Consider the following 21,796-nt stretch of genomic DNA (forward strand, 5'->3'; position numbering starts at 1 on the left):
TATTTCCTATAGGATACGTGATAGACGATCCGACCCACAAGGGTGTGACGGAAGGAGCCGAGAATGGCGATGTTCAAACCGGATGCTGTGAGGCCAGAGGCGTACCGCGGGTTCGAGCGTCCGCTGCCGGAGTGGTTCCGCGGTGCGGCGCTCGGGATCTTCGTGCATTGGGGGCCGTACTCCGTTCCTGCGTGGGCGGAGCCGACGGGGGAGCTCGGAGCGGTGCCTCGGGAGCAGTGGTACTCGCACAATCCCTACGCGGAGTGGTACGCGAACACGATCCGCATCGAGGGTTCGCCGGCGCACGAGCATCAGCAGACCGTGCACGGCGGTGCGCCGTACGACCACTTCCTCGACGAATGGAAGGCCGAGGAGTTCGACCCCGACGAGGTGCTGGCCGTGGTCGCGGCGACGGGCGCCGGGTACTTCATCCCGACCACGAAGCACCACGACGGCGTGACGCTCTGGGATGCGCCGGGGACCGAGGGCCGCAACACGGTCGCTCGCGGCCCGCGGCGGGACCTTGTCGGCGCCTTCGCCGCGGCGACGCGCGCCGCGGGCCTCCGCTTCGGGGTCTACTACTCCGGCGGGCTCGACTGGCACTTCTCCGATCTGCCGCCCATCGAGCACGATGACGATCCGGCCCCGGACGATCTCGCCTACGCCGAGTACGCGCATGATCACGTGATCGACCTGATCGAGCGGTACAGCCCCGATGTCCTGTGGGGCGACATCCGCTGGCCGGCGGCGGGGATCGAGCCGGGGCCGAAGAGCCTCGCCCACGCCTTCCGCACGTTCTACGACGCGGTGCCCCACGGCGTCGTCAACGACCGATGGGGGGAATCGCACTGGGACTTCCGCACGAGCGAGTACGTGCACGGCACGGCCGTCGAGGTCGGCGAGGCCTGGGAGAACTGCCGCGGCATCGGACTGTCCTTCGGGCATAACCGCAACGAGACGAGTGGGCACATGCTCTCGGCCGACGACGCCGTGCGGCTGCTGGTCGACGTCGTCTCGCGCGGCGGCAACCTCCTGCTCAACATCGGACTCGAAGCATCCGGTCGCATACCCGACCTGCAGCGGCGGACGCTCGAGGGGATCGGGGAGTGGAACAGCCGGCACGGCCATGCCGTTTTCGGTGCGCACCCCGAAGAGCGTCTGCGGCCGTCGGATGCTCCGTGGCTGCGATGGACCCGCTCCGGAGAGGAGATCCACGCGGTGACCGATCAGCGGGGCCGCATCCGGCTGCCGGACCCGGACGGCGTAGTCGACGAGGCGACGGCCCGGATCGGCGAGTCGCCGGTGAGCGCGATGCGGGTCGACGGTGCCATCCTGGTCGAGACGGAGGATGCAGCGACGCCGATCGCGATCTCCTTCCGGCCGCGGGTTTGACGAGAGGTCCCCCTGCGCGAAAGCCTGGCACCGCATCGCCCTCGTCCACTATCTTGTGGCCATGACCGACGCTCGCACCGGGGTCGAACCCCGCTGGCACGTTCTCGGCTCGCTTCCGTTCGCGGCCGCCGCACTCGTTCTCGTGAACGGGCTCTACATCTTCCTCGTCGCCCTGGGCAACATCACCGACTACGGCACGAACTTCGATTTCGTGCAGCACGTCCTGGCCATGGACACCACGAACTTCGGGCAGGATGCCGGCAAGGGCCTCGATCCCGATGTGATGTGGCGGGCCATCACCGACCCGGTGGTGTGGAACATCGCGTACATCGGCGTCATCGTCTGGGAGTCGGCCAGTGCCATCGTCCTGATCACCGCGGTCGTGTTCTTCGTCCGCGGATTCTTCGGCCACGGGTTCCATGCCGCGCGGGTGTGGTCGTCCGTCGGACTGGTCATGATCATCCTGCTGTTCGTCGGCGGCTTCATCTCGATCGGCGGAGAGTGGTTCCAGATGTGGCGCTCGACCGCCTGGAACGGTCTCGACCCCGCCTTCCGGAACGCCGTGATCGCGGCCATCGGGCTGGTGCTGATCCATCTGCCGTCACCGCGGTGGGAGACCGGTGCTGCCGCTTGAGTGACCCCTCGTCAGAGGGTGTCTGCGAACAGCTCCATGACGGCTTCGCCCATCTCGACCTGTGTGAGCACGATCTGGAAGGACCCGTCGGGGTCGATGGAGAAGTCGGTGCCCTGGCCACCGGACCAGCCGTAGCGTCCGGCGTGATCGCCCTCCGTGACGACGGCGACGCCGAAGCCCCAGCCGGTCGCGTTCCAGAACCCGGGGAAGAAGCTGTCCTCCGCCTTCGCCGCGTCGGGCACCTGATCCGTGCGCAGCAGCTCGAGCAGCTGCGGCTCGAGGAACACCTCACGGCCGTGGACACCGCCGGCGGCGAGCATCCGCGCGAAAGCCGCGTAGTCGGATGCCGTGGACACGAGCTCCGAATGGCTCAGGTCGAACGAGGCCGGGGCGACGGAGAACCCGCCGGCCGCGGGTTCGATCTCCACCAGCTCGCCGCTCTCGTCGTGGCGATACGCGGCAGGCAGCCGATGCGCCTGCTCGATCGGCACGGTGTACCCGGTGTCGACCATGCCGAGCGGCGCGAACAGATCCGACCGCAGGTGATCCTCGAGCGATCCCTCGACTGCGCGGGAGAGCAGGATGCCGAGGATCCCGAAGGAGTGGTGGTACCGCCATCCGGTCCCCGGCTGGAAGGCGAGCGGCAGGTCGGCGAGGGCGTCCAACCATTCCTGCGCACCGAGGGCGACGGGTTCCTGACCGGCCTGTGTCCGGTTGGCGATCATCGCATCCTGCAACGGGCACGGCGCCGTCATCATGCCGTACCCCGACATGTTGGTCAGCAGATCCCGCACCATGATCGGCGACTCCGCCGGCTCGACATCATCGAGTGGCGAATCGGGCGCGCGCAGCACTTGACGATCCGCGAACTCCGGGAGCCATCGCTCGATCGGGTCGTCGAGAGCGAGACGCCCGTCCTGCACGAGGCGCAGTGCGGCGACCGCCAGGACCGGCTTCGTCATCGACTGGATGCGCACGATCGCATCGGCCGGCAGATCACCCGCCGTGAAGACCTCGTCCGGTCCGTCGGCGCTGCCGCGAAGGACGACGATCCCCGGGGCCGTACCGCGCGAGACATGGTCTTCGAGAACAGAGAGCAGAGGCTTCGTCATGCCCTCGATTGAAACACGGTGCGCGTCGCGAGCGAATCACCCGCCAGACGGACTCGGCCGTGCGACCGGAGACAGATGCGGGTTCGACCTTCCGCCGGACGCGTGCGATCTGCGGCTCTCGTAGCGTCGATCGACGTGACCACCTCTGAACACCACCGCACACGCCCCTCCGTCCGCATCGCCCGAAGATTCTTCGGCGTCCTGATCGTCGCGATCGGGTGCCTGGTCGCGGTGGTCGCCGGCGCGTTCGCGATCCTGCTCGTGGCCGCCGAGCTCCCGTCCGCCGTGCTCTTCCTCGGGGCCGGGCTCGTGGTCGCCTTCGTCGTCGCCCTGCTGATCGGTCGCGCAGGATCAGCCGTCGCAGGGCGCGGGTGGCGGCCGGCTCTGATCGTGAGCGTCGCATGGTCGGCCGCTCTGGCGCTTCTCTTCGGCCTCACCTTCCTGCAGCCGTTCCCCGTGCAGCCGTCGGCGCCGGTTCCCGCAGGCGTCGCGTTCTGGGAACTGCCCGACGGCAGTCGACTGGCGTACACCACGAGCCCCGCGACCGGTCCGACGAAGCCGGTGCCGGTCGTCTTCCTGCACGGCGGCCCCGGCACCCCCAGCGAGGGCCTGCCCTACGGCACCGCCGAACTGAACGCGGCGGGCTACGACGTGTACAGCTACGACCAGATCGGCGCGGGTCGCTCCACCAGGCTGAGCGACGTCACCGGCTACACGGTCGAACGCAACGTCGCCGATCTCGAAGCGGTGCGAGAGCTGATCGGCGCCGAACGGCTGATCGTGATCGGGCAGTCCTGGGGCGGATCCCTGGCAGCGCAGTACCTGGCCGCGCATCCGGATCGGGTGGAGAAGGTCGTCTTCACCTCGCCGGGCGAGATCTGGCCGGCTGCGCACCCCGACACGGATGTGGATCCGTGGGGCGAGCTCACCGGGGCCGACCGCGAGCGGTACGACGAGCTCACCTCGGATCCGCGATTCCTGCTGCAGTCGGTCCTGCTGGAGAACAACCCTCAGGCCGCGCATTCCCTGATCGGCGATGCCGAAGCGGATTCCCGGTTGCATGAGATCGCGGTCACCGGCCGCCACCTGGCGAGCTGCCCCGGAGGGCCGCCCGCCGACGGCGAGGTCCACCAGAACCCGCAGGGCTTCTATACGAACCAGATGACCAACGCGGACTTCGAGACGGTGCCCGATCCGCGCCCGGCTCTGCAGAACCTGGACACCCCCGCCCTGGTCCTCCGGGCGGAATGCGACTACGTGCCGTGGGTCGATACCCGGGACTACCGGGATGCCCTGCCGGCCTCGGCGCTGATCTACCTGCCCGGCGCCGGGCACGGCATCACCGATCAGGCCGGCCCTGCATACCTGGAGGCGATCCTGGGGTTCCTCGCGGGCGACCAGCTCCGCGGCTATGACGGAGAGGAGGACCCGTCACGCTGATCGCGGACGACAGGGGGAGGCGGCCCCCACCATCCCGGTCTCGTAGGCGATGATCACCAGCTGCGCTCGATCTCGGGCGCCCAGCTTGGTCAGGGCTCGACTGACATGAGTCTTGACCGTGCCGTGGCTGATGTGGAGCTCGGTGGCGATCTCGGCATTGTTCCGGCCCTGCGCGACGAGCAGCAGCACGTCGCGCTCGCGTTCTGTCAGATCCGCCAACCGGGGTTCCGTCGCCGGATCGGGTCGGGTGTCAGCGGGCGACCATGTCTCGGCGATCCGGCGAGCGATCGCCGGGGCCAGCAGCGCGTCGCCGGCGACCACGGTGCGGATGGCCTGCACGAGCGCCGGGGCCTCGAAGTCCTTCAGCAGGTAGCCGCTCGCGCCGTGCTTGAGAGCGGTCGATACCGAGTCGTCGGAGTCGTAGCTCGTCAGCACAACGATCTTGGTGTGCACCAGCTCCGGGTCGGCGGTGATGGCGCGCGTGGCCGAGAGACCGTCTCCGCCGGGCATCCTGATGTCCATGAGCACAACGTCGGGTCGCAGCTCACGGCTCTTCGTCACGGCGCTCGGACCGTCTCCCGCCTCGCCGACGACGCGCAGATCGTGCTCGGAATCGATCAGCGCCCGCAGGCCCGCTCTGGCCAGCTGATGGTCGTCGACGATCAGCACCGTGATCATGGAACCGCCTCGGTCGGGACGCTCGCGCGCACGCGGAAGCCGCGCTGAGCCGCGGTGTCGATCTCGAGTCGGCCGCCGATCAGGGCCAGCCGCTCGCGCATGCCGCGTAGACCGTAGCCCTCTGCGAGGTCATCGGATGCGCCGACGCCGTCATCTGCGACCGTCAACGCGATCTCGGCCGGCTGCCACGCGAGCTCGACGGTGACGAGGGAGGCCCGCGCGTGCCGACGCACGTTCGTCAGGGCCTCCTGAACGACCCGGTACAGCGCCGCGCCGATCGACGAATCGACGACGCGGGGCTCGCCGCTGATCGCGAACGAGGCCGCGCACGTCTCGCTCCGGGCTGTCGAGACGAGATCCGCGAGGTCCTCGAGGCCCGCCAGGCGGTCGCTCGCCTGATCGGACGCACGCATGACTCCGAGCATCTCGCGGATGCTGCGCGAGGTGCTCGTGCTGGCGCTCCGGATCCTCAGCAGCGCGTCGCGCGCCGCGCCCGGGTCGCTGTCGAAGAGGTGCGCACCGATGGTCGCCTGCATCGAGACCGTCTCGACCGACTGCGCGATCACGTCGTGAAGATCGCGTGCGATCGCCAGTCGTTCGGCCGCGAGTTCGCGTTCGATCTCCCGCGCGCGCTCGAGCCGCAGGTTCGCCGCGCGAACCGCCAGGTACGAGCGGCGCAGCCCGATCGCACGACCGATCGTGAAGGCGAGCGCCAGCCAGCCGACGGTGAGCACGGACCCGCCCACGTCCTCCGCCTGCCACGCTCCGACGATGAGTGAAGGCAGGATCGCTGCGGTGACCACGAGCACGGGGCGCCGGCCGTCGGCAGAGGAACCCGCCGTGCCGATCGCGAGCGCGAAGGCGAGGAGGAAAGGTCCGTCGAGCAGCGATGAGGTCGGGAGCAGCTGGCCGATGAGTCCCACGGCGCCGATCACCGCGACGACCCGAAGCGGAGCGACGCTGCGCCACAGCAGCGGGGCGCTGCACGCGGCCGCGAAAGCCGTGACAATCACCCACTCGTCCCCGGACTGCGCCTGCCCGATCACGGTGCAGACGCCCGCCAGCCACACCGCCGCTGCGAGGCAGACATCGATGCGGGGCATGGACGGACTCCTCGGGCGTGCAGCGGACGATCCCACCGTATCGATCATGATCCGGGAGCGCGTCGTACCAGAGACCTATCTGTCATCGGCACTTCGGACGGATTCGCCCGGTGCGGAAAGGACTCACATGGAGGGACTGACGGGAATCGAACCCGCGCTATCTGCTTGGGAAGCAGAAGTTCTGCCATTGAACTACAGTCCCGAACCCGTTCCGAGGAGCGGGTGAACGCAAGCCTACCTGCCCGCCGCCGGATGGCAAAAGCATGGGGCCACCGCGGATGCTGTTCCACGATGGCCCCGTTGCGTCAACCGATCAGCGGCGCCAGCGTCGCCGTCCGGCGAAGGCGAGTCCGCCGCCGACGAGCAGGAGCGCTGCCAGGGCCAGAGTCACGGTGAGCGCGTTGCCGTCCAGCCCGGTCGCCGCGAGTCCGCCTCCGCCGCTCGTGCCGCTGGAGGCTCCGCCGTTTCCGCCGGTGCCGGTTCCCGGCTGCCCGGTTCCCGGTCCGGTGCCGGGCTCCGCCGCCCGCACGGTCAGTGCGGCGCGGAACTCCGAGCCGTCGGCCCGTGTCATCACGACGTGGTGCTGGCCCGCCGGAACGCTCGTCGGCACACTCCACGTCAGCGACGCTGCTCCGGCCGCGTCGGCCGTCACCGTGCCCATGTCCACCGGGTCGGAGTGCAGCGCGAACGACACGTCCTCCTCCTGCTCGAGCCCGGCGACCTCGACGGTGATGCTGTCGCCGGCGGTGACGGCATCCGCGGAGATCGCGATCTCGGGATCCGCCGGGGTCGTCGGCTCGTCGAGCGTCACCATGATCCAGCTCACCTGCACGTCGGCGTCGCGCGTCGGTGAGAGCACCAGCTCGATCTCGCCGGCATCGTCCACGGTGATGTCGCCGTAGCTGCGCGTCTCGTCGGCCGCGACGTAGTCGTGGTCCTCCTCGACGACGGTGCCGTTGACGCTCACCCGCGCGCCGCGGTCGTCCCACTGATCCCACGGATCCGCATAGCCGACGTGCACGCTGTAGCGCCCCGGCTCGAGGTCGCCGAAGCGGTACGCGATGTCGCGCCCCTCGACGGCGTAGCGCAAGGTGGAGAACATGGTGCCGTCCGCGGACCCCGACGTCTTGCTGCCTTCGCTGATGTAGCCCCAGGATGCGCCGGTCTCGGCGTCCTCGCCGAACGCCTGGTCCGCACCGGTGTTCTGCATGTCGCTCACGCCCGCGGCTTCCCGCAGCGCCAGCCAGTCCGCCGTCTCCTGACCGCCGGCGTTCACCGCGTAGCGGAGCCCGTCGGGCACGACGGCGATCGTGCGGGTGAAGGTGCGCCCGCCGAACTCCGGGAGAGTGCCCGTCGCTGTCACGATGCCGGGCACGTCGAACGAACCCGAGAAGCTCCAGGTGACCGGCTGCTCGGTCGCGACGCCATTCCGGGTCACGTTCACGACCGGCACATCGAAGCTGCCGCCGACCGGGATCGTCTCCGGAACCGCCGAGACATCCCACGCCGACCACTGGTCGAGCTGATCGAGAGTCCACTCGTCGTGCACCTCGACCGAGAGGGAGTCTCCGCCCTCGCCCATGCTGATCGGCAGCCACACCATCTGCGCATTCTTCAGATCGGTGCCGCCGTTCCAGCGGTCGCCCATATAGATGTACTTCCCGTGATCGGGATCGACCGGGATCACCGAGGAGGGCTGCGAGTTCCACGAATTGCTCTGCGCCCACCACGGGAACGGATCGCCCATCTCAGTCCACGCGCCCATGAGGTCGGTCGACGTCGCCCACCGCGACGGGTTGGGGCTCCACCCCGTCGTCCCGGACGTGATCAGGAAGTACCGCTCGTCGTGTTGGAAGATCGCCGGGGATTCCCGGGACTGGTTCACGAAGATGCGGTTGTAGTCCACCCCGAGCACGGCCTCGTCCGCGGGAGTCGCGAGGTCGGTGTACTCGTCGTTGAGCTTCGAGATGAACATGGTGGCGTTCTCCTCGCTCGAGTAGATGATGTACCCGGTCCCGTCGTCATCGACGAACAGGTTCATGTCGCGCGCCATGCCGCGGTTGTTCGGGGCGTTGTTCGGCGGATCGGCATCCGCCGGCGCGTAGTTCAGCCGGTAGCTGTCGATGTAGCGGAAGGGCCCGAAGGGCGAATCCGCCACGGCGACACCCGCGTTGGCCTTCGCGTACTGCGCCGACGAGGTCGCGGAGGGACCGTCCATGTGGGCCCACATCACCCACTTGCCGGTGCTCTCGTTGTAGATGACCTTCGGACGCTCGATGATCGGCGGGGTCACGCCATCGACCGGCACGGTGCCGAGGTCGCGGTACACGGCATCCTTCTGCTCCTGCGAGTAGTCGCCGTAGAGCGCCTCGAAGTACGGCTCGTCGAACTGCTCCTCCGATGCCAGGGCGCGCAGCGCGACGCCGCGGTCCTCCCAGTTGTAGAGGTCGTAGGAGCTGTAGACGTGTACGCCCGGTGCCGAGTGGTAGCCGTTGGTGCGGTCCTCGCCGTACAGGTAGTAGATCGTGCGGCCGTCGTCGTCCGTCGAGGGGACGACCTGACCGCCGTGGGCCTGGATGACCTCGCCGTCGGTGTCGAGCCACTCTTGGCCGGGGCGGAAGCTCGCGTACGGAGCGATCTCATCGCGCGCCTCGTCCAGCTTCCACTGCTGGTTCGAGCCCCAGTTCGACTGCCAGACGCCGACGGAGGCGCCGACGGATGTCGAAGAGCCTCCGACGTCGAGCACCTTCCCGCGGCCGGCGTTGAGCAGGCTGAACGTCGTGCCGTTCGTCGTCGTCATCATCCACAGCGCCGAGGGGTCGGCGGATGCCGTGGCATCGTCGACGTCGCGGAGGACCGTGCTGTCGCCGTCGGCGACGAGCGTGCGACCGTCGGCGGCGCGCAGGGCGAAGCGGTCGCGCGACGTGCCGGGCTGGTCGTCGACGAGCGTCGCCGTCCAGGTCTGCGCGTCGATCAGCTCGGGTTCGCGGGCGCTGCCGAGCTGGGTGCTGTCGGCGACCACGGTGAGCGCGTGCCCGCTCTGCACGCCGGTGAGGGTGTAGGACTCGCCGTCGCGCAGGGCCGGTGCCTCGTCGGCGACACCCTCGACACCGGTGACCACGAACGTGGTCACCGACTTCGCGGGCACCGTCAGCGTCGCCGTCCCGTCGGCGGCCACGGGCACCTCGCTGCCGGTGCGGAGCGCGTTCGCCTCGGGGTCGGATGCCGGGGACTCGGTCGTCACGATCGGGGTCACGGTCGCACCCTGGTCGATGTCGCCGAAGAGCGACAGGTCGATCGTGATCGTGCGCTCCTGGTCGCTCGTGTTCGTGTGCACGAGCGTCGCGCCCGAGCCGTCGCCGTCGATCGCCGCAGTGGTGTCGTCATCGCCGGCGCTGACGAGCTGGTCGCCCGGCTCGACGTAGTGCGTGAAGTTGCGCAGCGTGTTGTACTTCGCGTTCGTGCGGATGCCGCAGGAAGGGTCGGCGTCGCCGTCGGCGATCCGGCGGGCGGAATCGCCGTCGGCGTTGCAGTCGAAGTCGATGAAGATCGACCCCCAGTTCTTCTTCTCGACCTTCTCCATGTTGTAGAGGTCTTCGACCGGCTGCCAGAGCACCCAGGCGTCCGACTCGAGTTCGCGCAGGTCGTCGCTGACCAGCTGGGCGATGCCGAGACCGTTCTCGATGGCATCCGGGTTCCAGCTGTCGCCGCCCCAGTTGCCCTCGACCTCGCTCATCCACAGCGGCTTGTCTGCGCTCTTCGCGATGTCGCGGGCGAGGTGCCGGCCGCCCGTGCCGTAGGTGTGCACGTTGAGCTGGGCGACCACGTCGCGCGCCTCGGCGTCCCATCCGTTCCAGTCCTCGACGAAGCGGTCGGGGTTGGTCTCGTCGGGGCCGGAGATCGCGGCATCCGTCGTGGTGTCGGGCTCGGCGAGTTCGGCGGCGAGGGCCTTGAGCACCTCGGCCTGCAGAGCGGGTCCGGCGTGCGCGCCTTCCTGACGGCTCGCGCTCGTGGGCCAGCCGTCGTCGCCGAGAGTCGTGCCCCAGTAGTTGGTGTTCGGCTCGTTCAGGGGGTCGATCGTGTCGAAGGAGATGCCCTGGGTCTCTTCGACGTGCTGGACGACCGTCTTGACGTAGGTCGCGAAGGTGCCGAGCGAGTCCTGGCGGATCTGGTCGGCCCAGGCGTCGGTGCCGCCGCTGACGAATCCGCTCTCGGTCAGGAAGTAAGGCGGCGAGTTGCTGAAGGCCTCCCAGGTGTCGACCTGGTCCTTGATCGCCGACACCCAGGCGAGCTGCGCGGCATCCGCTGAGAAGTCGTAGTCGCTCGCGTTCTCGCCCGTCCACGCGGCGCGGAAGCGGTCGCGGTCGGCGTAGGTCGAGGTGATCTCGCCGTTCTCGTCCGACAGGGGAGCGTCGGGGTTCCACCAACCGGGCACCGCGCCTCCGGGGCGCAGGTAGTCGGGCACATCGGAGGCGTTGCCGCCGCCGATGTTGTACCGCGCGATGTTGAGATTCAGGCCGTCGTCGCCGAAGACCTTGTCGATGAGCTCGTCGCGCAGCCCTTCCGGGTAGGAGCCGGTGGCATTCGCCATCCAGACGAGACTCGATCCCCACCCCTGGAAGGGCCCGCCGGCGTATGCCGGATTGGGTGTGAGGGTGAGATCGGGTTCAGCGGCGCTGGCCGCCTGAGGGAGGGCGGCGAGACCGCTCGCTGTCGCCGCGAGGACTGCGGCCATGGCGAGCGCGCGCCGGGGTGAGGTCGCTCTTCTTTCAGACATCCTTGTCCATTCCGATATGTGTTGACGTCAACATGTCGACGTCAACACAATCTAGCGGATGACGATGCTTCCGACAAGAGTGCAGGGGGCAACTAGGCTGAACCCGTGCTTCTCAGCGATCGCGACATCAGGGCAGAACTCGCATCGGGCCGCGTCGGCCTGGAACCGCACGAGCCGGAGATGATCCAGCCGTCGAGCATCGACGTGCGCCTCGATCGGTACTTCCGGCTGTTCGACAACCACAAGTACCCGTTCATCGATCCGGCCGAGGATCAGCCCGAGCTCACCCGTCTCATCGAGGTGAAGCCGGACGAGCCGTTCATCCTGCACCCGGGGGAGTTCGCGCTGGGGGCGACGTTCGAGCAGGTCAGCCTCCCCGACGACGTCGCCGCACGCCTCGAGGGCAAGTCGTCGCTCGGCCGCCTCGGCCTGATCACGCACTCGACGGCCGGATTCATCGACCCGGGGTTCACCGGGCACGTGACTCTCGAGCTCGCGAACGTCGCGACCCTGCCGATCAAGCTCTGGCCCGGGATGAAGATCGGCCAGCTGTGCTTCTTCCGTCTCACCTCTCCGGCCGAGAACCCCTACGGCTCCGGGCCCTACGGCAACCGGTACCAGGGCCAGCGGGGGCCGACGGCCTCCCGCTCCTTCCAGAACTTCCACCGGACGGATGTCGGCGTGACCGACGTCGGAGCAGCAGGGGGCTGACATGAGCGACGGCAGCGGCACGACTCCGGAAGAACCGGTCACCCCGGAGGAACCGGTGATCGCGCCCGCGGATGCCGTCATCCCGCCGCCTCCCCCCGAGATCCCGATCCCGGAGGGACTCCTGACCCCGCCGCCGTCGGAGACCGCGGTTCCCGAGGCGGTGATCCCTCCGCCGCCTCCCGAGGCTCGTCTTCGCTCGTCCGAGCGCCCGCGTCCCGCGATCCTCGACGGCGACCAGCCGGCTGCCGTGGCGGACGACTGGGCCAAGCCCTCGGTCGCGCCCGAGGTCCCGACCTCGGGCGGCTACCGTGGGCTCACCGTCGCGATCTACGGCTTCCTCTTCGTGCTGCTCGCCGCCGCGGTCGTGCTGCTCGTGTTCCTGCTGAGCTCCGGGAGCTTCCCGTTCGCGACCTCCGACGCTGGGGCCGCAACGTCTGCGTTCATGACGCTACTCTGAAGACCCGCCGGCGCCTTGAGGTTCTTCTGCTCGGTCGCTCGTAGCGATTCGTTGCGTCGGCAACGCGGAGGGTTTGATGATTGATGGCAAGACGCTCACGAGGGCGCAGGCTCGCGAGGCGATACTGGCGCTGCTCGACGAAGCACGCGAGCTCGTTCCGAGCGAGCGACCAGCGGAGCTTCCCGGGGCGGTGAATGGCGAAGGGGTCTACATCCCCGGGTGGCACAGCTTCGAACACGTGGTGTGGAGGTACGGCTCAGACATCTGGGGCTTGCTCACCGAGCACCCCGCACTGCGCGACGACGACGACTTGTGCGAGCAGATCATCGCCATCGTGACGAATTCAGCCGCTCTGCGTGGTCGCCAATCGTTCATCCTCGCGTGCGGCTCCGTGAAGTTCGCGGCATATGCGCCGCAGATCGCCTCGCAACTCGGCGACCCGGACGTGGAGGGGCAAGCCCTCAGTACTCTCATAAAGATGCGGGCCGGGGCGTACGCCGCACAGGTGCGACCACTCCTGGACTCGCCGAGCGGCTTCATACGCAAATTTGCGAAGCGCTACCTTGCGAGGTACGAGGGCGCGAGCGACGGAGTCGGCCTCAGCTGATGTCGGCGTCTGCCTCGCGTCTCACGCCGGGGTCCTGACCGCGGCATCCGTCGATTTCGGCTGAGCCTGCCCCGTGGTCGTGCCGAGCGCGTCGACGGCCGCAAGCCCGCCGGCCACGAATGCCACCACCGCGTCGAGGGTGGCATCGGCCGACAGCACCCTGGTGTGCCCGTAATCGTCGGTGCGGAGCAGTCGCGAGCGCTCACCATGTGCGGTGTGCAGGCGCAGCGCGTCGGCATCCGGCATCCGACGGTCGCCGCGATCGTGCACGACGAGCAGTGACGTGTCGTCGGGGAGGGGGTGCGTCGCCGCGTCGGACAACGCTCCGGTCGTGGTCTCCTCCGCGCCGAACCGTCGGCGGAAGCGGGCCTTCATGTCGTCTGCTGTCGCACGGCCCAGTCGGAACTCGCGCACGAACTCGTCGATGAAGGCGTCGGGTCCTGCGCCGCCGGCGATGGCGACCACGGCCGGCGTCGGCACGGTCGACCGCGCGGCCGCCAGTGCGGCGAGGGCGCCGAAGGAGTGCCCGACGATCGCCGCGAAGGGCCCGTGGATCGCCTGCAGCTCCTCGGCCAGGGCGACCCAGTCGCGCACATCGGTGCGGCGGCCCTTCGATGCGCCGTGCGCGGGGGCGTCGAACGAGACGACGCGGAAGCCCTCGGACACGAGTTCCCGCACGAGCGGCGCGAACTGCGAGGCTCGGCCATGCCAGCCATGGAGCACCAGCACGGTACGCGGACCTGTTCCCCACTCGTAGCCGACGACCTCGATGCCGCGGGCGGTGAGGCGGCGGTACCGAGCCTCGCCGTGGGTGGTGGCATCCCAGTCTCGCACGGGCATCCGCGGGCCGGTTGCGAAGAACACCCGCAGGGCAAGTCCGCCGGCGAGTGCGGGGGATACCGCGGCGGTGGTGCGGATGCCGCGGGCGATGAGTGCAGGCAGGGACGACATGGTTCTCTCCTTCGCCGAAACAATACGAACGATCATACGTATAGTAGGCGAACGATCGTTCGTATACTAGGGGGATGCCGGATCACGCCGTGCTGGACGGGCGGAGGGCCCGCGGAGACGCCTCGCGTCGGGTCGTGCTGCAGAGCGCGACCGATCTGGCGTCGGTCGACGGGCTCGACGGTCTGACCATCGGGCGGCTCGCCGAAGCATCGGGCTACAGCAAGAGCAGCATCGCGACCCTGTTCCAGAGCAAAGAGGGTCTGCAGCTCGCGACCGTGGCGGCGGCGCGCGAGATCTTCGTCGCGCAGATCGTCGAGCCCGCTCGGGTGGAGCCTCGAGGAGTCCGCCGCCTGGCGGCGCTGATGCGGAACGGTCTCGTCTACTCGCGCGATCGCGTGTTCACCGGCGGGTGCTTCTTCGCCGCGACCGCGGCAGATGTCGACTCGAAGCCGGGCCCGGTGAGCGATGCAGTGCGCGCGGGGCTGTCCGACTGGTACGCCTATGTCGGGGTGCAGATCCGCTACGCGGTCGACGCCGGCGAGATCGAGGTCGACGACGTCGAGGTGCTCGCCTTCGAGTTGATCGCCCTGGACGACCAGGCGAACTCGCGTTCGCTGCTCATGCGCGACGAGCGCCCGTACGCACTGGCTGCCGCCGCCATGCGCGGACGCCTGCGCGCGGCCGGTGCTGATGAAGACGCGGTCGCGCTGCTCCGACTGTGACGAAACGCCCCACCCGACTGGTGTGTCGAGTGGGGCGTTCCCTCGTTCATGAGCCTGGAGCTCAGGCGTCGCGACCGCGGCTGTAGCCCGCGTCGAAGCCGCGCTCGTACGCGTGCTGCGCGAACCGCGCGGCACGGTGCGGGCCGTGACCGCGGTGACCGTGGTCTCCGCGCTCACCGTGCTCGCCCTCGCGGAAGCCCGGGTGGCCGTGGTGGCCGTGCCCGCGCTCGCCGTGGCGGCACTCGTCGTCACGCCGGTCGGCGTCGGGGCCGAAGCCGCGGCCGAAGCCGCGCCCCGGACCGAAGCCCGGACCGAACCCGCGGCCGAAGGGTCGACCGGATCGGCCCGGGAATCCGCGACCTTCGCCGCGCCCGCCGAAGCCGTGGCGACGGCCACGCGGAAGCGGGGTCTCCTCGTCCCAGCCGAAGGCGCGGGCGATCTTCTCGAGCGACGCGAGCGTGGTCGCCATCTCCTCGTCGGAGACGGCGCCTTGGACCTTTGCACGGATGCCGTCGACGATGGCGCCGAGGCGCTCCTTCGCCGCGCGGCCCTCGTCGGTGAGCGTCCAGCCGTCGCCGTCTGCGGCGACCCAGCCGCGCTCGACCAGGCGGTGCAGCTTGTGGCCGTTCAGCGGACGCCGCGCGGGGACGGTCCCGTCGATGACGTTGAGGATCCGCCAGTCGCGGCGGCTCGCCTGCTCCGCCTCGAAGGCGGTGGCGAACTCGGCCGCCATGAGGCGGTCGGCGGCCTTCAGCCAGTAGCCGAAGGGCCGGGAGGTGTTCTGGGGGTTCTGTGTATCGGTATTCATGAGCAGTCCTTGGATGTCAGTGTGCATGTGCTTGTCACATGTCATGTATATGTAGTGTGACATGCAGTAATGATCCATGTCAAGTCGCATGTAAAATCGATACGTGACCACCGACTCGAACGATCCCGCCGAAGCCATCGCCCAGGCGCTCTCCCGTCTGCGCGGTCGCCGTCCCGGAGAGCGGGGGCTGGGAGAGCGAGGCGCCGGAGAGCGAGGGCGCGGTGGCCCGCACGGCTGGCACGGCGGCCCGCGCGGCGAGCACGCCGACCACCACCGCGGGCACCCCGGCATGCCGCCCTGGATGGCCGACCCCTCGGGACGCATGGGCGGGCCTGCGCGCGTCCGGATGCTGGAGGCGCTCGCCGCGGCATCCGCTCCGCTCAGCGTCAGCGCTCTCGGAGAGGCGATCGGCGTCGATCAGCCGCGGGCCTCGCGTCTCGTGCAGCAGGGGGTCGAGCGAGGCTTCGTGCGCCGCGAAGCCGATCCCGACGACGCGCGCCGCACCCGCATCGCGCTCACCGACGAAGGTCGAAGGCTCGCGCGCGGCATGCGGGGCGAGCGTCGGGAGATGCTCTCCGGCGCCCTGGCGGCGTTCACCGAGGAGGAACGCTCCGAGCTCGCGCGGCTGCTGAACAAGCTCGCCGACAACTGGCAGCGCTGAGCAGTCGTCCTACGTGACCGCGAACTCCAGCGAGGGCTCGTCGTCGACCGAGAGCGACAGCACCACGGTCTCGATCGCGTCGTGCGCCTCGATCTGCCGCTCCACGTCGCGCAGGCGCCGGGCCACGTCGTGCTCCTGCTCGTCGCCGGCCAGATCGACCTCCGCGACGAGGAAGAACCGGTTCGGCCCCACGTACTCGATGTGCAGATACGTCACGCGCTCGATCTGCGGCAGGGCGAGGAGTGCGGTGCCGACGCGCGCCCGCAGCTTCGGCGACGCCGTGGTGCCCACCAGGAACTCGATGTTGCGTCCGATCAGGATGATCGCGACCACACCCAGCAGGATCCCGATGAGGATCGACCCCACGGCGTCCCAGGCGGCGATGCCCGTCACCTGATGGAGGAGGATCGAGCCGCCCGCCAGCACCAGTCCGATCAGGGCGGCCGAGTCCTCGAAGAACACCGCACGCAGGGTGGTGTCACTCGTCGAGAGCACGAAGTCCCAGGTCGAGGAGCCGCGCTCCTTCGCCAGTCGGCGTGACTTCACCATCGCCTGCATGAACGAGGCGCCTTCGAGCACGAACGAGACACCGAGCACGACATAGGCGATGACCGGACTCTCGACCGGCCCGCCGACGGACAGCTCCTGGATGCCGTGCATGATCGACACGATCGACCCGGCGGTGAAGATCCCGAACGCCGCGACGAGCGACCAGACGAACGCGTTCCGTCCGTAGCCGAGCGGATGCCGCGCGTCCTTCGTGCGTGCACCGCGGCGGTCCGCGATGAGGAGGAAGATCTCGTTGCCGGCATCCGCCCACGAGTGCGCCGCCTCGGCGACCATGGACGCCGACGACGTGAGGATCGCGGCGACGGTCTTGGCGATCGCGACCAGGACGTTGGCGAGGAAGGCGATGATCACGGTCACGCGGTCAGGCTACTCCCGTCGCGACGTGTGGACAGGGCCGTCCCTCGTACGGAAGATTGCCGTACAATCGACGGCATGGCATCTCCCCTCAAGGATCGGCGGATCGAACTGCGTGTGACCTCTGCGCAGAAGGCGGCGATCGAGGAGGCCGCGGCCCTGCAGGGGCGATCGGTCACCGACTTCTCGGCCGAGACGCTGGTGGCTCGGGCCGACGAGGTCATCCAGCGCGATCGTCAGCTGCGAGTCGACGCGATCCGGTTCGATGCGTTCCTCGAGGTGCTCGATCGTCCCGCTCAGAGCCTGGACGGACTCCGCTCGCTCCTGACCCGTGGTTCCGTCTTCGTTGACTGAGTTCCTGCGACCGAGACCGATAGCCGCCGGCGATCGTGTCAGCGACTTCCGGTGCGGCGAGGAACAGCTCGACGCGTGGCTGCGCGCGCGAGCGCGAGGCAACGAACGATCCGGCGCCTCACGGACGATGGTCTCGGTCCTGCGTGACGGCCGGGTCGCCGGCTACTACTGTCTGTCGTCCAGCGCGATCGTCCGCGACGCCGTGCCGGCGGGGCTTTCCCGTCAGCAGCCCGATCCGGTACCGGTGGTGCTGCTCGGTCGGCTTGCGGTCGATGAGGCGTTCGCCGGCCAGGGGCTCGGCGCGTCACTCTTGCAGCATGCCACCGTCCGGGCCGTCGAGGCCGCCGAGGCGATCGGCATCCGCGCGATCCTCGTGCATGCCATGACCGAGGGCGTGGTGCCGTTCTACGAGCGATACGGGTTCACTCGTTTCCCCGGTGAGGAGCGCACGCTGTACATGCTTCTCGCCGACGTCCGCGAGACGCTCCTCTGAACACGAGCCCGGCGACAGGTCAGCGCGGCGCCTTGACCGGGAGCAGCAGCACGAACCCGAGGATCAGGACGAGCACGATCCCGAGGATGCCGTACGCCGTCTGGCTCGTCGCCACGATGAGCACCGTCCAGGCGCCCGAGGCGATCCAGCTGGCCGCGCGGCCGGTCGTGGCGTAGAGCCCGAAGATCTCGCCCTCGCGGCCGGCCGGCGTGACGCGGGCGAGGAACGAGCGGGCTGCCGCCTGAGCAGGGCCGACGAACGCGCAGAGGATGAGGCCGCCGATCCAGAACACCATGGTCCCGCCGTCCCGCAGGAAGAACACCGCGAGGCCCGCGACGACCATCGATCCGATCGAGGCGAGGATGATGCGCTTCGGTCCGAGGCGATCGTCGAGGCGTCCGGCGAGGATCGTCGAGACGCCGGCGATGAGGTTCGCCGCGATGCCGAAGATGATGATCGCCTGGGTCTCGAAGCCGAACACCGCCGTGCCGATGATCGCGCCGAACGCGAAGACGCCGCCGAGCCCGTCGCGGAAGACGGCGCTCGAGAGCAGGTACCAGAAGGTCGGCCGGGTCTCGGGGTCGCGGTAGAGACCGGCGACGTCCTTCACCAGAAGCGCGTAGGACTGGAAGAAGCCCACCTTGCGCTCGGGGCGGCCGAGCGAGGGCTCCGGCACGTTCAGGAAGATCGGGATGCTGAAGATGATCGTCCAGACCGCGCATCCGACCGCGATCAGCCGGTAGGCGAGGCCGTTGTCGGTCGACATCCCGAACCAGTCGAAGGTGTCGAGCACGACCACGATGACGAGCGCGAGGATGCCGCCGATGTACCCGAAACCCCAGCCGAGGCCCGAGATGCGTCCGACGTTCTTCGGGGTCGCGATGCCGATGAGCATCGCGTTGGAGTTCACCGCCGCGATCTCGCCGAACACCGACCCCGCCGAGATCAGCGCGACGCCGAGCCAGAACAGGCTGGGGGTCGGTTCGACGAACCACAGGCCGAGCATGCAGAAGACCAGGGCGCCGGTGCCGATCCCCAGCCACAGCTTCTGCCGGCCTGCGGCATCCGCTCGCTGGCCGAGCACGGGAGCGAGCAGCAGGATGCCGAACGCCGCGATCGTCGACCCCAGTCCGAGCCCCGACGCGAGGTCGGCCTCGGCGGCCATGCGGGCCGGGTCCGACGCGTCGAGCGCGGCGATGTCGGCGGGGAGGAAGCCCTCGCCGACCAGGTACAGCGCCGTGAACACGAACGTGAGGATCACGGTGTTGAAGGGCTGCGTCGCCCAGTCCCACAGCGCCCACGAGTAGACCTGCTTCCTCGGGGCGGGTGTCTCGCCGCGCAGGTCCAAGCCGATCACGCCGACGGCGCCGCTGTTCGCGGTGGCGGCAGGCTCCGGAACGCCGGGACGCGCGTCAGGTTCGCTCATGGTCGAAGTCTGGCGCTGCCCGGTGAACGGGCGGTGACGGCGCGCCGCACGTGGATGCCGGACCGAGTGGATCACTCCGTGCGCAGCGGCCGCAGCGTGCGCGCGTAGTCCTCCTTCAGCACGGCGAGGTGCAGCCACGCCTCGATGCGTGTGACGCCGGGCAGAGCGCGCAGGCGCTCGAGGCTCGCGTACAGCGCGCCCGCCGAGGGCTCGACGAGGGTCGCGACCGCATCGAAACGCCCCAGCGTGCGCGCGGCGAAGTCGACTCCGCGGCCGCGCCGGAGTTCGTCGATCACGGCCTCGTCGTCGTCGCCGAGGATCATGCCGACGCCCATCGACAGCTGTCGGTGCGCGAGACCGCGCGCCTCGACCGCGCTGATCTTGATGACTCCCGCGTCGATGAGCCGCTGCACGCGGGTGGCCACAGCGGAAGGCGAGAGCCGCACCTGCTCACCCAGCGCGCGGAAGCTCCGGCGCCCGTCCGTCTGCAGCTGCTCGATCAGCGCCTCGTCGATCGCGTCGAGCGTCACCCCGCCGTGGTACTCCGAGACGAAGAACCCCTTCACGACGGTGGAGTAGATGATGGTGCTGATGTCGAGCACGCCCGTGATGGCGCGGATCTGGGCGAGCAGGTCGTGCAGCTCCGACATCGAGCCGACGCGGATCTCGGTCACGACGTCGTGCGCTCCGCCGACCGCCGAGACCAGCACCGTCTCGTCGAGGTCCCGCAGGTGCTCCGCGACGACCTCGACGGCGCCGTCGGTGCGGATCGAGACGTGTGCGAGGACGTGCTGACCGAGGAAGACGGGATCGACCGCGGCGACCACCCGCACGGTGCGATCTTCGAGCATGGCCTTCAACCGCGCCGCGACGGCAGCCCGGGACTGCCCGAGACGCACGGACAGCGAGCGGATGCTGGCGCGTCCGTCTTCCTGGAGCGCCCGGATGAGCTCGGCGTCGAAATCCATGGATCTCCCTCGATTCGTCACTTTCCCGGGATCGCTCGCGGACGCGAGCACATCATCAGCATAGGAGGTCGCTCTACCGGCGGGAAGGCGATACTTGCTTCATCAGCCGATCATTTCTCCAGTGTATGGCTCCTATCGCTGGAGTTCTGGCCTTGTCGCCGGCTCCGTGCGCCCGTAGCATCCTCCGATATCCGACATCTTCCGCAAAGGAGCGGTTACCCCATGACTTCCACGCACAGCAGGGCGCGACGCGCAGGCGTCGCCGCCTTCGTCGGCACCACCATCGAGTGGTACGACTTCTACGTCTACGCGACGGCCGCCGCCCTCGTCTTCGGCCCGTTGTTCTTCCCGAGCGGCGACCGGCTCGCCGAGACGGCCGCCGCCTTCGCCACCTTCGCCGTCGCCTTCCTCGTCCGCCCCCTCGGCGGCATCATCTTCGGCCACATCGGCGACAAGCTCGGCCGCCGCACCTCGCTCGTCATCACCCTGCTGCTGATGGGGGCGGCGACCGTCCTGGTCGGCTGCCTCCCCACCTACGAGAACGTCGGCATCCTCGCGCCCATCCTCCTGATCCTGCTCCGCGCCCTCCAGGGCCTCGCGGTCGGCGGCGAGTGGGGCGGCGCGGTGCTCATGAGCGTCGAGCACGCCCCCGAGAAGTCGAAGACGTTCTACGGCGGCTTCACGCAGCTCGGCAACCCGGCCGGAGCGCTCCTCGCCTCGGGCATCTTCGCGATCATGTCGCGCGTGAGCCCGGACTTCATCATGGACGGCGGATGGCGCATCCCGTTCCTGCTGTCGATCGTGCTGGTGGGCGTCGGGTTCTGGGTCCGCTACCGCGTCGAGGAGACGCCCGTCTTCGAGGCGAAGGTCGAGGGTCGCAAGCAGTCGATGCCGCTGGCCTTCGCACTGCGGACGAACTGGCGCCCGATCCTGCTCGGCATCGGCATCCTGCCGATCTCGACCGGCGGCTACTACCTCGCGACCACGTTCGCCACGGCCTACGCCACGGGCGAGCCCATCGCGATCAGCGAGCAGGTCATCCTCGACGCGATGACGATCGCCTCGTTCGTGGAGTTCGTCGTGACGCTCCCGGTCGCCTGGCTGGGCGACAAGTGGGGTCGCAAGAACGTCATGTACATCGGTCTGGTCACCTCGGTGCTCACGTTCGTGCCGTTCCTGCTGATCATGCCGGGCCGGGTCGAACCGCTGATCTTCCTCTTCGCCTCGCTGGTGCGCATCGCCATGAGCGCGACCTACGCGCCGATCGCAGCCCTGCTCGCGCAGATGTTCCGTCCTCAGGCCCGGTACACCTCGCTCGCGCTGTCCTACGGTGTCGGCGCCGCGCTCTGGGCGGGCTTCTCGCCCTGGTTCGCGACGCAGCTCATCGCCTGGACCGGCAGCGTCTGGTCGGTCATCGCGATGTTCATCGGCATGGCCGTCATCGCCGGCATCTGCACGCGTCTCGCGCCGCAGCACTCGGATGAGGCTCCGGTCACGGCATCGTTCACCGCCCGCACCGACACCACGGCCAACCGGCTGCCCTGATCGGCGCCGACTCCTTCCCGCCCGCACCGACAC

The 21,796-nt window shown here is 69.1% G+C and carries 20 protein-coding genes and 1 tRNA gene; 11 read left to right on the forward strand and 10 right to left on the reverse strand.

Annotated elements, in window-relative coordinates; all coding sequences use genetic code 11:
• The first annotated feature begins 63 nt into the window (after nucleotides 1-63).
• On the forward strand, nucleotides 64-1,392 hold the full coding sequence (locus MRBLWH11_RS06630) for an alpha-L-fucosidase (RefSeq protein ID WP_116633645.1): 1,329 nt from the start codon (nucleotides 64-66) through the stop codon (nucleotides 1,390-1,392).
• 61 nt (nucleotides 1,393-1,453) lie between these two features.
• On the forward strand, nucleotides 1,454-2,026 hold the full coding sequence (locus MRBLWH11_RS06635) for a DUF2165 domain-containing protein (RefSeq protein ID WP_116634009.1): 573 nt from the start codon (nucleotides 1,454-1,456) through the stop codon (nucleotides 2,024-2,026).
• Between the two features lie 11 nt (nucleotides 2,027-2,037).
• Here MRBLWH11_RS06635 and MRBLWH11_RS06640 read toward each other — a convergent pair whose 3' ends face one another.
• Nucleotides 2,038-3,138, reverse strand: coding sequence for a serine hydrolase domain-containing protein (locus tag MRBLWH11_RS06640; protein WP_341947221.1), 1,101 nt, complete (start codon nucleotides 3,136-3,138; stop codon nucleotides 2,038-2,040).
• A gap of 135 nt (nucleotides 3,139-3,273) precedes the next feature.
• Here MRBLWH11_RS06640 and MRBLWH11_RS06645 point away from each other — a divergent pair, with 135 nt between their 5' ends.
• Nucleotides 3,274-4,578, forward strand: a complete 1,305-nt coding sequence (locus MRBLWH11_RS06645; protein WP_341947222.1) for an alpha/beta hydrolase — start codon at nucleotides 3,274-3,276, stop codon at nucleotides 4,576-4,578.
• On the opposite strand, the gene MRBLWH11_RS06650 is transcribed toward MRBLWH11_RS06645, so the two are convergent.
• From MRBLWH11_RS06650 to MRBLWH11_RS06665, 4 genes are all read right to left on the reverse strand, one after another.
• On the reverse strand, nucleotides 4,570-5,256 hold the full coding sequence (locus tag MRBLWH11_RS06650) for a response regulator transcription factor (protein WP_341947223.1): 687 nt from the start codon (nucleotides 5,254-5,256) through the stop codon (nucleotides 4,570-4,572). The two genes, MRBLWH11_RS06645 and MRBLWH11_RS06650, sit on opposite strands and share 9 nt — an antisense overlap.
• Entirely contained in the window at nucleotides 5,253-6,359 is a 1,107-nt protein-coding gene (locus MRBLWH11_RS06655) for a histidine kinase (protein ID WP_341947224.1), read from the reverse strand. Before MRBLWH11_RS06655 ends, MRBLWH11_RS06650 begins: the two co-directional genes overlap by 4 nt.
• 128 nt (nucleotides 6,360-6,487) lie before the next feature.
• Nucleotides 6,488-6,561 (reverse strand) — tRNA-Gly (locus MRBLWH11_RS06660).
• Between the two features lie 111 nt (nucleotides 6,562-6,672).
• On the reverse strand, nucleotides 6,673-11,136 hold the full coding sequence (locus MRBLWH11_RS06665; RefSeq protein WP_341947225.1) for a glycoside hydrolase: 4,464 nt from the start codon (nucleotides 11,134-11,136) through the stop codon (nucleotides 6,673-6,675).
• Between the two features lie 105 nt (nucleotides 11,137-11,241).
• On the opposite strand from MRBLWH11_RS06665, the gene dcd reads away from it, so the two are divergent.
• From dcd to MRBLWH11_RS06680, 3 genes are all read left to right on the forward strand, one after another.
• Entirely contained in the window at nucleotides 11,242-11,847 is a 606-nt protein-coding gene (dcd, locus tag MRBLWH11_RS06670; protein WP_116633650.1) for a dCTP deaminase, read from the forward strand.
• Between the two features lies 1 nt (nucleotide 11,848).
• Nucleotides 11,849-12,304, forward strand: coding sequence for a hypothetical protein (locus MRBLWH11_RS06675; protein WP_341947226.1), 456 nt, complete (start codon nucleotides 11,849-11,851; stop codon nucleotides 12,302-12,304).
• A gap of 76 nt (nucleotides 12,305-12,380) precedes the next feature.
• Nucleotides 12,381-12,911 (forward strand): hypothetical protein, encoded by a 531-nt coding sequence (locus MRBLWH11_RS06680; protein WP_341947227.1) that lies wholly within the window; start codon nucleotides 12,381-12,383, stop codon nucleotides 12,909-12,911.
• Between the two features lie 21 nt (nucleotides 12,912-12,932).
• Here MRBLWH11_RS06680 and MRBLWH11_RS06685 read toward each other — a convergent pair whose 3' ends face one another.
• Entirely contained in the window at nucleotides 12,933-13,862 is a 930-nt protein-coding gene (locus MRBLWH11_RS06685; RefSeq protein ID WP_341947229.1) for an alpha/beta hydrolase, read from the reverse strand.
• Nucleotides 13,863-13,936: 74 nt separating this feature from the next.
• On the opposite strand from MRBLWH11_RS06685, the gene MRBLWH11_RS06690 reads away from it, so the two are divergent.
• A complete protein-coding gene (locus MRBLWH11_RS06690) occupies nucleotides 13,937-14,584 on the forward strand; it encodes a TetR/AcrR family transcriptional regulator (RefSeq protein ID WP_341947230.1) in 648 nt (215 codons plus the stop codon).
• A 61-nt stretch (nucleotides 14,585-14,645) separates the two neighbouring features.
• Here MRBLWH11_RS06690 and MRBLWH11_RS06695 read toward each other — a convergent pair whose 3' ends face one another.
• Entirely contained in the window at nucleotides 14,646-15,392 is a 747-nt protein-coding gene (locus tag MRBLWH11_RS06695; protein ID WP_341947231.1) for a hypothetical protein, read from the reverse strand.
• A gap of 103 nt (nucleotides 15,393-15,495) precedes the next feature.
• Between MRBLWH11_RS06695 and MRBLWH11_RS06700 the strand changes: the two genes are divergently transcribed.
• Nucleotides 15,496-16,053, forward strand: coding sequence for a MarR family winged helix-turn-helix transcriptional regulator (locus MRBLWH11_RS06700; RefSeq protein ID WP_341947232.1), 558 nt, complete (start codon nucleotides 15,496-15,498; stop codon nucleotides 16,051-16,053).
• 9 nt (nucleotides 16,054-16,062) lie between these two features.
• Here MRBLWH11_RS06700 and MRBLWH11_RS06705 read toward each other — a convergent pair whose 3' ends face one another.
• Nucleotides 16,063-16,980, reverse strand: a complete 918-nt coding sequence (locus tag MRBLWH11_RS06705; protein ID WP_341947233.1) for a cation diffusion facilitator family transporter — start codon at nucleotides 16,978-16,980, stop codon at nucleotides 16,063-16,065.
• Nucleotides 16,981-17,055: 75 nt separating this feature from the next.
• Here MRBLWH11_RS06705 and MRBLWH11_RS06710 point away from each other — a divergent pair, with 75 nt between their 5' ends.
• Both MRBLWH11_RS06710 and MRBLWH11_RS06715 read left to right on the forward strand, forming a co-directional pair.
• Nucleotides 17,056-17,331 carry a DUF1778 domain-containing protein gene (locus MRBLWH11_RS06710; protein ID WP_341947234.1) on the forward strand — a complete coding sequence of 92 codons (276 nt, stop codon included), beginning with the start codon at nucleotides 17,056-17,058 and terminating at the stop codon, nucleotides 17,329-17,331.
• Nucleotides 17,309-17,824, forward strand: coding sequence for a GNAT family N-acetyltransferase (locus tag MRBLWH11_RS06715; RefSeq protein ID WP_341947235.1), 516 nt, complete (start codon nucleotides 17,309-17,311; stop codon nucleotides 17,822-17,824). Before MRBLWH11_RS06710 ends, MRBLWH11_RS06715 begins: the two co-directional genes overlap by 23 nt.
• 19 nt (nucleotides 17,825-17,843) lie before the next feature.
• Here MRBLWH11_RS06715 and MRBLWH11_RS06720 read toward each other — a convergent pair whose 3' ends face one another.
• Together MRBLWH11_RS06720 and MRBLWH11_RS06725 are read right to left on the reverse strand one after the other, a co-directional pair.
• Nucleotides 17,844-19,250: an MFS transporter gene (locus tag MRBLWH11_RS06720; RefSeq protein ID WP_341947236.1), complete on the reverse strand. Its 1,407-nt coding sequence runs from the start codon at nucleotides 19,248-19,250 to the stop codon at nucleotides 17,844-17,846.
• A 71-nt stretch (nucleotides 19,251-19,321) separates the two neighbouring features.
• Nucleotides 19,322-20,218, reverse strand: a complete 897-nt coding sequence (locus MRBLWH11_RS06725) for an Lrp/AsnC family transcriptional regulator (protein ID WP_116633657.1) — start codon at nucleotides 20,216-20,218, stop codon at nucleotides 19,322-19,324.
• A gap of 222 nt (nucleotides 20,219-20,440) precedes the next feature.
• Between MRBLWH11_RS06725 and MRBLWH11_RS06730 the strand changes: the two genes are divergently transcribed.
• Complete coding sequence (locus MRBLWH11_RS06730) at nucleotides 20,441-21,763, forward strand: MFS transporter (RefSeq protein WP_341947237.1); 1,323 nt, start codon at nucleotides 20,441-20,443, stop codon at nucleotides 21,761-21,763.
• The last annotated feature ends 33 nt before the right edge of the window (nucleotides 21,764-21,796 follow it).

Source organism: Microbacterium sp. LWH11-1.2, from assembly GCF_038397745.1.
Classification (GTDB): Bacteria; Actinomycetota; Actinomycetes; order Actinomycetales; family Microbacteriaceae; genus Microbacterium.